This is a genomic window from Thermoplasma sp. (genome assembly GCF_023256435.1).
GTDB lineage: Archaea > Thermoplasmatota > Thermoplasmata > Thermoplasmatales > Thermoplasmataceae > Thermoplasma.
Map to the genome: position 1 here is coordinate 33,206 of NZ_JAGDXM010000050.1, position 12,754 is coordinate 45,959.

Consider the following 12,754-nt stretch of genomic DNA (forward strand, 5'->3'; position numbering starts at 1 on the left):
CGTACCGATAGAGATCCGCGCGCTAAAGACCGCAAATATATATAGAATTGAATCAGATGATTCAGCTTTTCTGATCGACTCTGGAATGTCGGATAACTCAATAAGGTCAATTGAACAGAGCCTTCATAGGATAGATTTCGCCTTCGTAACGCACCTGCACATAGATCATCTGGGAGGAGTACTCTATCTGCATCAAAAATACGGGATTCCGGCATATATGAATCCCCTCGATTATGATCTGATAATGAAGGCAAATGAGGATCGTGAAGGTTATATCCGAAGACATGCAGACATATTCAGAATAAATGGTGTACCTGAAGCTATGGTTAATGACATAATAACCATGCACCCCATTATAAGGTACTTCGACTATTATTCTAAACTGGATTTTATCCAGGATTATCATAAATTGAAAGTTCAGGAACTGGAATTTGTTGAGGTTCCAGGTCACAGCCCTGGATCCACGGCAGTCTATATCCATGAGAGCCATGACCTGTTCTCCGGCGATCACATTCTCGATAGAATAACTCCGAACATAAGCGTATACGGTGATGAAGACGATCTGGGCAATTATCTCAGAAGCCTTGAAAAAATAAAGCAGATGAAGGTTGAAAGGATATTTCCAGGCCACGGGAATGTGATAACAGAGCCCCGTCTGAGGATCGAGGAGATAGAGAGGCATCATCAGGAAAGAATGCATGCTATGATATCAGTCCTCAAAACACCTAAGACGGCCTATGAGGTTGCAAGGGAAATATCCTGGAGCAAGGGTAGGAAGATGGATACCATGAATTTTATGGAAAGAAATTTTGCCATTCTGGAAACCGTATCTCATCTAAGGCATATGGATCGCATCGGTACAATTGAATCAAGGAATGAAGGTGACATAATTAAATATTTATACAGAGAATAATTACATATAGCATAAATTTTATACATGAATACAATGATCATGCCGATGATAAGAATAGATCTTAAACAGGACGAGATGCCAGACCACTGGTACAACATTCTGCCCGATCTGCCGGAAGAACTTCCAACACCGAGGGACGAGACCGGTAAAGCGTTTGAAACGCTCAAGAAGGCTGTTCCCGCTAAGGTTCTGGAATATGAGTTCTCTGGTGAACGCTATCCGAAAATACCCGAAGAGATACTTGAAAGGTACATGCAGGTGGGTAGACCAACGCCGATTATAAGAGCAAAAAGGCTAGAGGAGCTGCTGGGAGGCAACCTGAAGATATTCCTGAAGATGGAATCATATACATATTCAGGTTCACACAAAATAAATAGTGCTCTGGCGCATGTTTATTTTGCCAGAGAGGAAGGGGCTAAATTTGTATCAACAGAGACAGGTGCCGGCCAATGGGGATCCGCAGTTGCACTTGCATCAGCACTTTTCCGCATGGAATCTCATATATTCATGGTTCGCACAAGTTTCTACGCAAAACCGTATAGGAAGTACATGATGTACATGTACGGTGCACATCCACATCCAAGTCCGTCTGAATTCACAGAGTATGGAAGGGAAGTCTTGAAAAAGATGCCGGATACCCCTGGATCGCTTGGCTTGGCCATAAGCGAGGCCATACATTATGCTCTGGACAATGGTGGAAAGTACATCGCAGGTAGTGTGATAAACTCAGATATACTCTTCAAGACCATAGCAGGCATGGAGGCAAAGAAGCAGATGGAGATGGCTGGTGAAGATCCTGATTATATAGTTGGTGTTGTAGGAGGCGGTTCAAATTATGCTGCGCTGGCATTTCCATTCCTTGCAGATGAACTTTCATCCGGCAAGATAAGGAGGAAGTACATAGCCTCCGGATCTAAGGAGGTTCCTAAAATGACAGAAGGGGAATACAGATACGACTATCCTGATACTGGAAAGGTTCTGCCTCTTTTGAAGATGTACACTATAGGCTATGATTTCATACCGCCAGCTGTCTACGCAGGTGGTCTGCGCTATCACGCGGTTGCACCGACACTTAGTCTACTTATGAATAAGGGTATAGTATCAGCAAGGGACTATGATCAGGAAGAGGCATTCAAATGGGCAAGGATATTCTCCGAGACAGAGGGCTACATACCAGCACCAGAAACATCCCATGCCCTTCCCATACTGAAGGAGATAGCGGACGAGAATAAGGGAGAGAAGAAGACTGTTCTGGTAAGTTTTTCAGGGCATGGACTTCTTGATCTGGGTAATTATGCGGAGGCTTTGCACTTCGAATGACATGGATAGAAATAACTAAGAAATACATATCAATTAATACTGATTTTTATTTTGAGTGAAACGACAATTTTTGTAGCCGATACAACGAATGTTTTACGAAATACTGGAACATTAAATACCGAAATGGCATTAAATTTGTATCTATATATGCTACTCGGCTAATATCGTTATTAGCAAAGTCCGAGACAAAACAGTTTTAATATTCTATACTTTTATAGTGTTGGTGAATTCAAAAGATGCTGTCTGTTGAGAAGGAAAAATATCCAAACATTAGGTTCGCCAGTGATTTTGAAATAAGCGAAAACGCTCCATTTAAGACTGTTGATGAATTTGTGAGTGAAATGGGCCATCTTATAAATGAGGACATGCTCGTTCTGAGGGTTACCGAAAGCCTGTGCCCGGGCTGCGTTGATGAGGAGAAATTTGATCAGATGAGGATACCCGCCATAGTCTATGAGGAAGCTGGCGAGGTGAAGCTCATAAAGGAATGCCCAGAGCATGGTGTTACCGTTGAAAAATACTGGGAAGACTACGAGATGTTCGAGGAAGCAAGAAAGTGGCAGGATCCAGGTGTCAAGATACTTAACCCGAACGTCGCCTATTACGCCTCCAAGATAGTATGCCCCACGCACTGCGGTCTATGCGTAAAGCACAAATCACACACAGGCTTGGGCAATATAGTTGTTACTAACAGGTGCGATCTTTCATGTTGGTACTGCTTCTTCTATGCGAAGGAGAATGAACCAATATATGAGCCTACTCAGGATCAGATAAGGATGATGCTCCGCCGCATGAAGAATGAGAGGCCGGTTGGCGCAAACGCCGTCCAGATAACTGGCGGAGAGCCTACGATGAGGGATGACATCATAGATATCGTGAGGATCGCAAGGGAGGAAGGCTATGACCACGTGCAGCTGAACACGAACAGCGTCAGAGCTGCATTTGATCCTGATTTCGTAAGGAGAGTCAGAGAGGCCGGATCAAATGTCATATACACAAGCTTCGATGGTCCTACACCCAGATCAAACCCAAAGAACTTCTGGGAGATACCGGCTGCCTTAGAAAATTACAAGAAGGCGCCGCTGGGTGTCGTCCTTGTTCCGACGGTCATCGGCGGAGTCAACGACATGTATCTTGGAGATATAATAAGATTCGGACTCTCGAATATAGACGTCGTAAGAGCGGTAAACTTCCAGCCTGTGAGTCTCGTTGGAAGGATGCCTGACAGGGCAAGGGCGAAGCAGAGAATAACGATACCTGGTGCCATAAAGAAGATTGAGCAGCAGACGGACGGACTCATAGGCAGAGAGGACTTCTTCACTGTTCCTTCTACAGCATCTGTATCAAACTTTGTGGCTGCTCTCAAGGGAAGGCCGACATATAAGTTGTCGATCCACTACGCCTGCGGTATGGGAACATACCTGTTCAAGGACGATGAGAAGGTCATACCGGTCACAAGATTCGTGGATGTCAAGGGAATGTTTGAGTACATACAGGAGCTGGCGGACGAGATCGGTGATTCAACCTTCAAGAGCCTGAGGAAGGTGGAGAGCACGGCAAAGCTGCTCTACAACCTCAAGAAGTTCGTGGATTATGAGAAGGCACCCAAGGATTTCAAGCTGAAGGATATGGTCTACAACGCTTTCACGGAGGGTGATTACCATGGACTGAAGGCGTTCCACTACAAGTCCATGTTCATAGGCTTCATGCACTTCCAGGATCCATACACGTACGATGTCGATCGTGTGGAGAGATGCGATATACACTATGCCATGCCTGACGGAAGGGTCATACCATTCTGCGCATTCAACGTGATCCCTGAACTTTACAGAGATTCAACGCAGAGGAAGTATTCGATACCGGCAAAGGTGTACGAGGAGAAAACCGGAAGGAGCCTCAAGAAAGAGAAGTACTTCAGAGAGTACAGCCTTGAGGACAAGAAGAGGATAATAGCCTTCTACGAGAGGAGCATAGGAAGAAAGCTGACAGAGGAAGAGATCGGGCAGAAGCTTGAAGATCCCGTACCAGTGATATCCTCGCAGAACCCGGATATGTGATCGATCAGGTCTTTAAGATCTGATTGATGGTTTTTTCTTTTTTTTTTACGTCATCTTTCAGTATTAATTTTTGGCATTATGTTCAATTTTATTAATCGTATGAATATCTTTACTCACTCGCCTTAAATAAACATCAATTAAAAGTTAAGGATGTCCATTCATATTTCATCTGTACATGATACATTGGTGATGAATTGAGTGAGGAGACATCCCTCAAGGGTAAGGAGTTAGGACTCTGGACACTTGTGGCACTTTCTATGGGTTCCATATATCCACTGGCGTTTGCGGTTTCAAACGGTGCCGGCGCCGTTGTATATGCGGGGTTTGCTGCACCGGTTGTCCCAATATTTGCTGCACTTGCAATACTGTTGGTATCTGTTCCAGCGCTCATGTTCTCAAGGCATGTGAGCTTTGCAGGTGGTTATTATGGTTTCGCTGAAAAAGGATTTGGACCAGCAGCGGGTAAATACGTTGCCTTAGTGAATTTGTTCTATTACATACTTATGGATGTTGTTTCTGTAGTTGCGGTATCCTATATACTGTCTACAGCTTTGTCGGAGCTTTATGGATATACTCTCCCGCTGGTCATATACATACTGGTTGCACTCCTTTCAACGTTTCTCATGTTTCTTTTCACGGTTCTGGACATTAAGATATCCGGAATATCTGTGCTGGTGATCGTGGCTGTTCAGATAATCATAGTCCTTGTATTTTCTCTGATCACAATAGCCCGCACGCCTTATAATAGCATTCAGGCCTTCAACATAGCAAAGGCACCTGCCGGCATAACAGGCGTGATGTTCGCTTCGGTCACGGCTGGGTTCCTGTTTTTCACTGGATATGGGGCGCCATTCTATTTTGCCGAGGAGACAAAGACAAGCGAAAGGACGGTCTGGAGATCCATAATACTCTCAATAGTGATTTTAACTGTGGTCAGCGTGATCGTTACATACGCTGAGGTTGCAGCCGTCGGTCTGTCTAATGCGTCCTCTCTTTCTACGGACTGGAATCCAGCGGTAGTGGCATTTGGGGAATATGTAGGAAGCATAGGAACTCTGGTATTCATCATAATTGCGCTCATAGGACAGATGTGGGCCGGCATCGTCGGTGGAATGAGTGGAGCAAGGTTGATATATGCGATGGCGCGTGATAGATTCCTCTTCCCAAAGAGTTTCTCAAGAACGCATAGAAAATATCATACGCCGGTATATGGGGCGCTGTTCGAGCTCACGGTGACGGCATTGCTCACCATATTGAGCCCGATCGTACTGGTAAAGATCTATGGTTATTCACAGGGCATATTCTATTCACTCTTCCTGTTCGGAGCTCTCACCACGTTCATGTGGATCCTTCAGCATCTGATCGCAGACGCATCTTCCGTACCATTCTTCAGGAGACTGCGTGGAAAACTGACAGCAAGAGTCGCTGCTTACACGCTCATACCTACCGTCGCAGCAGCTGCACTGTTCATCTATGCAGATATAACATCATATGTGGGAATTGGTGAACCCTATCTTGCAGGACTCTATGTTATTTTTGCACTGCTCATCGCATCATTGATTTACATAATCTATATGCATATGACGCATCGTCTTGAGAGCATGGTATCGAGCAAGGAGGAGGTGATCGAATGAGCGTTAATGCGAGTCGAAGGGATTTCAGTTTCGATTTTACAGGCCGCATAGCGGTCGTTTCTGGGGCATTTCAGGGAATAGGGCGATCTGTGGCCGATGCACTGGTCAGATCGGGTGCCGAGGTCTTCGGTATCGATCCAAAATTTTCAGAGGCCACCGAGGTAGTGAAGAAATTCCATGGGATACGGGGGAGTGTTGAATCGGCGGAAGATGTAGAACATCTTAAAGATTATATTATGGATAGATGTGATCATGTGGACTTCCTTATAAACAATGCGGGCATCTATTTCTACAAGAGGATAGAGGATTCAACAGATTCTGATTTTGAAAGGATAATTAGCATAAATCTCAGAGGATACTTCTTCATGATCAAGAGTATTCTGCCGCTTCTTAAAAGATCGGATTTTCCATCGATAGTCAATATGGCATCGGTATCAGGACAACGCCCGGAAGCTGGACATCCGCTCTATTCCATGACAAAGGGCGGCATACTCGCACTCACCAGGGCTCTGTCTGCCGATCTTGGTCGTCTTGGCATAAGGGTTAATAGCGTGAGTCCGGGAAACATAAAAACACCGATGAATGATGCAGATATAGAGGAACAGGCTAGGATCAGAGGGATGAAACCAGAGGAAGTCGAGAGGGAATACGCAAGAGAAAGTGTTCTCGGACGACGTGGAGAAGCTGAAGAGGTTGCATCCGTTGTTCTCTTTCTCCTGTCAAGCGCAGCCAGCTATATCAATGGAGCCGACATAATAGTGGACGGAGGCCTGCTTCTGGTATGAATGATCGGGAAGAACCTATACTGGCAGATTTTCTCAAATTGGTACGATCGATGAGGGTCGTCAACGGCATCGGCACCATGACCATTCTAGGGGGAAGCAGGGTTTCGGATGAGGTCATTGAATCGATGAAGTATGTTAACGATATTTTTCTGAACATGCAGGATCTATCAAAGACAGCGGGGGAATATATCGCCAGGAGGATTGGCGTAGATGCAGCCTGTATAACGGCAGGGGCCGCATCTGGCACCGTTCTTGGTATAGCCGCATTGATATACCTTAGAGGAGGTGGAAAATACACTAGGGACATACTGGAACAGGGCAGAAGAATGCTGATTGCAGTTCAAAAGCCCCATCGTACGGAGTTCAGGGATCTGATATACATAGCAGGACCGGAGTTGAAAGAGTTCGGAGACACCGATATTGTAACGGAGGAATCTCTGAGGAAGGTTATTGAGGAGAACCCTGACAAGATACTGGCGGTAATGCACTATGCCTTTGAGCCTATGCCAGGCACACTGCCCTTGGAATCAGTCCTGAGAATCGCCCACTCATATGGGATTCCTGTGATCGTGGACGCCGCAGCTGAACTGCCACCGAAGGAGAGTTTAACGCGATATTACAAAATGGGATCGGATCTCGTTCTCTTCAGCGGTGGGAAGATGCTGGGAGGTCTCAGCAACTCTGGCCTGATGATTGGTAGGAAGGAAATAATCGATGCTGTGCACGAGATTGGGCCGCTGAACGAAGAGGATACGGACGAGGGAACCAGGATATTCATCGGCAGGCCTATGAAAGTCAGCAAGGAAACGATTGTTTCTACGGTGGCTGCCATAGAGAACTTTCTCAGGATCGATGAAGATGCCTGGCTCTCAAGGATCAGAATGATGGCGGATACCATTGCGAAGATGATATCCGGGATTGATCCTGATATATCTGCCAAGGTCGTTATGCCACAGTGGAACCATCCTAGGCCTGTTAACATACCAAGGGTGCAGGTGAGTTTTCCTCAGGGGATAGCAGCGCAGGAGATTTCTTTAAGATTAAGGAAGTTCAGAATACCCATATACACGTACTGTATGGATGGCAGGCTGTACATTAATCCGCAGTGCCTTGAAGAGGACGATATACCATTGATCATAGAGGGTCTTTCCCACGTTCTGCACTCTGAAAAGGAGGAGACAGGATGGAGGAATTGAGATCCGGCCGGTCCTCCTGCCGTGTATCCAGAAGGGGTGCATTCGTCTCTTCTCTTACCCTACAAGGAATGCAAATTCTGAAGCCCGCGTCCGATGGATATGTCACGCACGGAGGAATGTCAATACTAGTACCATATGCTGACATAGTGAAAGGCGCATCCTACGTGTGGGATGGTGAACGATACTTTCTTCCAAGGAACGCGGCCTATGAGAACAATCATGTAGACAGCATACATGGTCTAGTGAAATCTGCGCAATTCTCCGTAGTTTACAAAGATGAGGATTCAATTCATCTGGAATATTCGCTATCCCACAGCGGATATCCCTCGACGCTGGATGTTCATATACATTATTCGCTCTCGCGTGAGGCTTTGAACACCATGATATCGGTTGAGAACACTGGCAGAAGAAGCGCTCCCCTTTTATGCGGTTCGCATCCATATTTTCTTTACGAGGATTTCTGGATCATATACTTCAATGAGCAGGTTAGATCAGTATTCGCTGACAGGAGTGATTCAGATACGCATAGCAAGAATATCAGTTTTATTTCAAAGAAGACCGACGGTTATTACGACGATGCCTTTGTTGGAGGCGGCGAGATCATTCTTGTCACCAGAGATAGGCTAATCCAAATAAGGAGAAGATCGATGCGGTTCTTTGAGGTGTACGACGGAGTTTATGCAGATGGTGTCTCAGTGGCGATTGAACCGATGACAGGATCACCAGATGCCTTCAACAATGGTATCGGCCTGATAAGGTTGAACCCAGGTGAAACGTTCATCTGTGGTTTTGACATCGAGGCGAGGAGGATCTGAAGCTCATGTTGAAATATAAATGAAATTGAGATATAGGACTTTATTGAAAAGTTTTGGGTTTGGAAAGCTGGAAAATTCCGATATTCGGTAATGAGATACAGGGACTTCCTCAATTATAAAATTCAATGAAAAGTTTGCGGGATCTATAAAAATAAGCCCTGTGTTGTAAGAATATACGCGCACGAAAACGTCCATGGTGTGCCATTAGTGTATTAAGGTCTCACCTATACCTTTTTAGACATGAATATCTGAATCTTTAGTTTAGGAGAACCTTACATTTTTGATAATAGTCCATTAGCGTTATGCTGAGAATTTAAGTATATGATTATGTTGATCATATATGAGTGCGATATCAAGGGGATTGAAAGATATAGAATTAATTAAGGCCAGATTTATTTATTTGCATGATAATTGTACGTTCAACTTCATCGATGAAGGGCTCAGCGTCAAGTTGCTGTGGAGCATGCCGTATAAGGGAGATAGGATGATTACCTATGAGAGCGTATATCCAACTGAATCTCAGATCATGGCAAAATCGATAATAAACAAGGTTCGCGGTAACCCAAAAACGCTATCCGTATTTGACAGATCTCTGAAAGGTCGCACTTTAACAGTAGGTTATCTTGAATGTACGGATAATTCTCCGTTCTTCTTGAGCAACAGGATAGGGATGGTATCGTACGATGAATACACGATGGCGGACGGCGACGTCATAACAATTGTTACCGCTTCGGACAACTTCGATCTTATTAGAGAGAATTTATCAGACTACGGAAAGATCATGAAGATTCAGATACAGAGCCTTGATCCCGCATCCATAAACGGGAAGCCAAGGTTGACAGCAATGCAGGAGAAGGTCCTTGGTAAAGCTCTGGAGATGGGATTCTTTAACTATCCCAAGGATGTGCATCTTAAGGAAATAGCTGAGAAAATGGGTGTTTCAGTGGTCTCTGTGGATCAATATCTAAGGGAGGCGCAGCGCAAGCTTGCAATGTCCTATCTGAATGGCTAGCGTAAATAATTGAAGGATTCTTAGGTGTTATGACGATCAATTTTATCCTAACATTTTAACCAAATTTTTATATCTTAACTTTGTAATCAATAATTATGAAAAATTCAATATACATAATAATAGGGGCAGTTATTGTCGTACTCATAGTTATAATCGGATCCATAACACCTCTAATATCGATACTGAATCCAGAGACAGGAGTTCCAAGAAACACATCCAATTTAATAATTGGGAACGAGACGATCTCGATACCCGGGCTTCAGCACGACGTGACGATAATACAGGATAATTACGGTGTATACCACATATACGCTCAGGATAACCATGACCTTTTCTTGGCCCTAGGCTTCATTCAGGCAAAGAACAGGCTTTTTGAGATGCAGCTCTTCAAGTTGACGGCCATGGGTCAGCTTGCAAAGATGCTTGGTGCTGGGTACAGCAACTATGATAGGTTCCAGACGATGACAGGTGCTCCCTTAACGGCCGAAAAGGACTGGAACATCATCTCCGGAAATGTGAGCGTCAACGCCACTGATCGTCTGACTTATGAAGCAGTGACGGCTTACTCCGAGGGCATAAATGATTACATAAACTATTCAATATCTCATCACGTCCTCCCCTTTGAATTCAAACTTCTGGGATATACCCCAGGGTACTGGAGTCCCGTAGATACATTCGCAGTTCAGGAATACATGATACAGACCCTTGAGTTCAGCGACGATCCGCTGTTATATTCGCTTCTCTTCTACAAGCTAGGAAACCTAACGAATGATCTGATCACGCCATTCTCTCCGATTCCACAGTACTATTATGGTGGCTATAACGGTACACCGAACCAATACGTGATGAAGATGTCAGAAAATACCTATCCGGTCAACGCCACGGTGGCTTCACTGGCATTTAGCGTTGCAAAGATCTGGGATCCGCTTCACATCTTCCCGCCAAATCCTACAGATCATAGCAATGAATGGGTCGTATCCGGCAACAGAACCTCCACAGGAAAACCCATATTGGTAGGAGGTCCGGTTCTAGGGTTCTCCCTGCCTTCGATCTGGTTCCAGGTGCAGCTGGTTGATCCGTCCTTCGATGTTTATGGAGTTGTGCTTCCTGGCGCCCCCATAATAGTCATAGGATATAACGAACACATAGGATGGACCCTCACGGATACTCAGGCCATATCGTGGGGTACATTCTTCTTCACGCAGACCATCATGAATGGAAAATATCTGTGGAACGGAACATATTACCCTGTGACTTCATATGAAATAAATGGCTTCACGGTTAACTGGACAAATCTTGGTCCGATCATGGCCACCAATGGGACAACTGCACTGGTCATGGACTGGATGGGTAACAGATTCTCCAACGATATAGGGGCGCTCCTGGAGGTAATGAATGCAACAGACTGGAAACAGTTCTCATCCGACCTTGAGATATGGAAGGCACCCTATCAGAACTTTGCCTTTGCTGATGTGAACGGAACAATTGCCGACATCTCACCGGCCTATTATCCGATATTTTCCTCCAACAATCCAATTCCATACAACCCGAACGCCATAATGCCAGGTAACGGCATTCAGTTCATAATCGGTTCCATTCCATACTCGATGGTGCCGCATTCGGTGAATCCAGCTGACGGCTTCATAGTTAGCTCCAATCAGAGGCAGGTCGGGCCGGCCTATCCATACTGGTTCGGGGACACGATGACTCCATCTCCAGGCTTCAGAGCCATGCTGGAGGAGTCCTATCTAAGATCTCACAGCAATTTAACAGTTGAGGATATGATGAACCTGCAGGATCATAACTATACGGATTATGAGGCGTTTCTTACCGTGCCATACATCCTGAAGTACATGTCCACGTACAGCAATTCCACGGTTCAGGCTGGTATATCCATGCTGAAAACATGGAACTACAGCATGGATGCGAACTCAAGGGCAGCGAGTGTCTGGTTCTTCACCTATATGTATCTCTTCAATGAGATATTCCACACATTCCTGAAAGATCACGGCGTATTTCCGGAATACAGAAGTGTGTTGAACGTCACGGGAATGGGGGGAAGCTTCCCAAACAGCATTGGTATTTCCTCATTTGACCTTGATCTTGCATACATACTTATAAATGGAAGCGCGAGGCCATTTTCAAATGAAAGCATTACAAGCCTTATAGCGAACGCAATCACAGAGGCCATGAATTATCTTTCAAGCCAGTACCCCAGCGGAAACTATACATGGGGTCATTTCTATGGCTTCGTATTTCCAAGTCTCCTTGGTGTGAGTCAGCTTAGCATTGGGCCTTTGCCCAGAGGTGGTGACTACAACACTCCGAACGATGCATCTGGAGTTGGACCATACAACTGGCCAAGCGGCGGTCAGAGCTTCACTATGATACTCAACTTCTCGAATCTTTCTGATTCATACGGCGTCTATCCGGGCGGCCAGAGTGAAAATCCAGCAAGTCCGTTTTACTCCAATTACGTTGATTACTGGATAAATGGAGAGTACCTGCCTTTGCTCTTCTATCCTAGCTCATCATCGTTCCCTAAGGCGCATGTCCTTGATGTAACCACTTTGGAGGTGATCGGATGAATAGATACTATGAGCTTGTACTGGTCGCAGTTCTGAGCATCGTGTTCACGATTGTATTCCTTATCTCTGGATTCTGGTACGGTGTGATAGTTGCCGGTTTCCTATCTACCGTATTTTTTGATCTGAAGCCGTATTTATCAATACCGGTATCTACAGTGGCCTCATTGATCGGCCTAATCATCTTCGAAATACCTGAGATCTCTCATGGACTCTTTAGACTGATGTATTATGTCGGATCCATAGCAGGAATAAGCGGTAGCATGCTGATACTGATATCATTCCTTCTGGATATGCTTATGGCAGTTGCCGGAGCATTCATCGGTGTTGGTACATATCGATATTCGCTGGGAAAGAGGAATTACAGTAATGTGTCAAAACATTAAAAGAGAAGGTGGGGTTTGGGGGAAGCTGTGAATCTCAACAGCTTTAGCGAT

General features: G+C 45.1%; 10 protein-coding genes. All 10 read left to right on the top strand.

Annotation, left to right across the window (positions count from 1 at the left end; translation table 11 throughout):
• Positions 1–913: MBL fold metallo-hydrolase (locus Q0C15_RS07110; protein ID WP_297217750.1), on the top strand; the 913-nt coding region annotated here is incomplete at its 5' end.
• 39 nt (positions 914–952) lie between these two features.
• Positions 953–2,233 (top strand): TrpB-like pyridoxal phosphate-dependent enzyme, encoded by a 1,281-nt coding sequence (locus Q0C15_RS07115; protein WP_367181990.1) that lies wholly within the window; start codon positions 953–955, stop codon positions 2,231–2,233.
• A 341-nt stretch (positions 2,234–2,574) separates the two neighbouring features.
• Positions 2,575–4,290, top strand: a complete 1,716-nt coding sequence (tes, locus tag Q0C15_RS07120; protein ID WP_367181991.1) for a tetraether lipid synthase Tes — start codon at positions 2,575–2,577, stop codon at positions 4,288–4,290.
• 194 nt (positions 4,291–4,484) lie between these two features.
• Complete coding sequence (locus Q0C15_RS07125) at positions 4,485–5,924, top strand: APC family permease (RefSeq protein ID WP_297217759.1); 1,440 nt, start codon at positions 4,485–4,487, stop codon at positions 5,922–5,924.
• Entirely contained in the window at positions 5,921–6,709 is a 789-nt protein-coding gene (locus Q0C15_RS07130; RefSeq protein WP_297217762.1) for an SDR family NAD(P)-dependent oxidoreductase, read from the top strand. Before Q0C15_RS07125 ends, Q0C15_RS07130 begins: the two co-directional genes overlap by 4 nt.
• Positions 6,706–7,905, top strand: a complete 1,200-nt coding sequence (locus Q0C15_RS07135) for an aminotransferase class V-fold PLP-dependent enzyme (RefSeq protein ID WP_297217765.1) — start codon at positions 6,706–6,708, stop codon at positions 7,903–7,905. Before Q0C15_RS07130 ends, Q0C15_RS07135 begins: the two co-directional genes overlap by 4 nt.
• Complete coding sequence (locus Q0C15_RS07140; RefSeq protein ID WP_297217767.1) at positions 7,893–8,720, top strand: aldose 1-epimerase; 828 nt, start codon at positions 7,893–7,895, stop codon at positions 8,718–8,720. Before Q0C15_RS07135 ends, Q0C15_RS07140 begins: the two co-directional genes overlap by 13 nt.
• Before the next feature lie 400 nt (positions 8,721–9,120).
• The gene (locus tag Q0C15_RS07145) at positions 9,121–9,732 is read left to right on the top strand and encodes a helix-turn-helix domain-containing protein (protein ID WP_297217770.1); all 612 of its coding nucleotides are present in this window, start codon (positions 9,121–9,123) and stop codon (positions 9,730–9,732) included.
• 95 nt (positions 9,733–9,827) lie between these two features.
• The gene (locus Q0C15_RS07150; protein WP_297217773.1) at positions 9,828–12,320 is read left to right on the top strand and encodes a penicillin acylase family protein; all 2,493 of its coding nucleotides are present in this window, start codon (positions 9,828–9,830) and stop codon (positions 12,318–12,320) included.
• Entirely contained in the window at positions 12,317–12,703 is a 387-nt protein-coding gene (locus tag Q0C15_RS07155) for a hypothetical protein (protein ID WP_110640848.1), read from the top strand. The genes Q0C15_RS07150 and Q0C15_RS07155 overlap by 4 nt, the downstream gene beginning before the upstream one ends.
• Positions 12,704–12,754 lie beyond the last annotated feature (51 nt).

Excerpts from the sequence above, each read along its gene's own strand:
- Q0C15_RS07115 (WP_367181990.1), top strand. The coding sequence starts at position 953 with ATGCCGATGATAAGAATAGATCTTAAACAGGACGAGATGCCAGACCAC.
- tes (WP_367181991.1), top strand. The coding sequence starts at position 2,575 with ATGGGCCATCTTATAAATGAGGACATGCTCGTTCTGAGGGTTACCGAA.
- Q0C15_RS07130 (WP_297217762.1), top strand. The coding sequence starts at position 5,921 with ATGAGCGTTAATGCGAGTCGAAGGGATTTCAGTTTCGATTTTACAGGC.
- Q0C15_RS07135 (WP_297217765.1), top strand. The coding sequence starts at position 6,706 with ATGAATGATCGGGAAGAACCTATACTGGCAGATTTTCTCAAATTGGTA.
- Q0C15_RS07140 (WP_297217767.1), top strand. The coding sequence starts at position 7,893 with ATGGAGGAATTGAGATCCGGCCGGTCCTCCTGCCGTGTATCCAGAAGG.
- Q0C15_RS07150 (WP_297217773.1), top strand. The coding sequence starts at position 9,828 with ATGAAAAATTCAATATACATAATAATAGGGGCAGTTATTGTCGTACTC.
- Q0C15_RS07155 (WP_110640848.1), top strand. The coding sequence starts at position 12,317 with ATGAATAGATACTATGAGCTTGTACTGGTCGCAGTTCTGAGCATCGTG.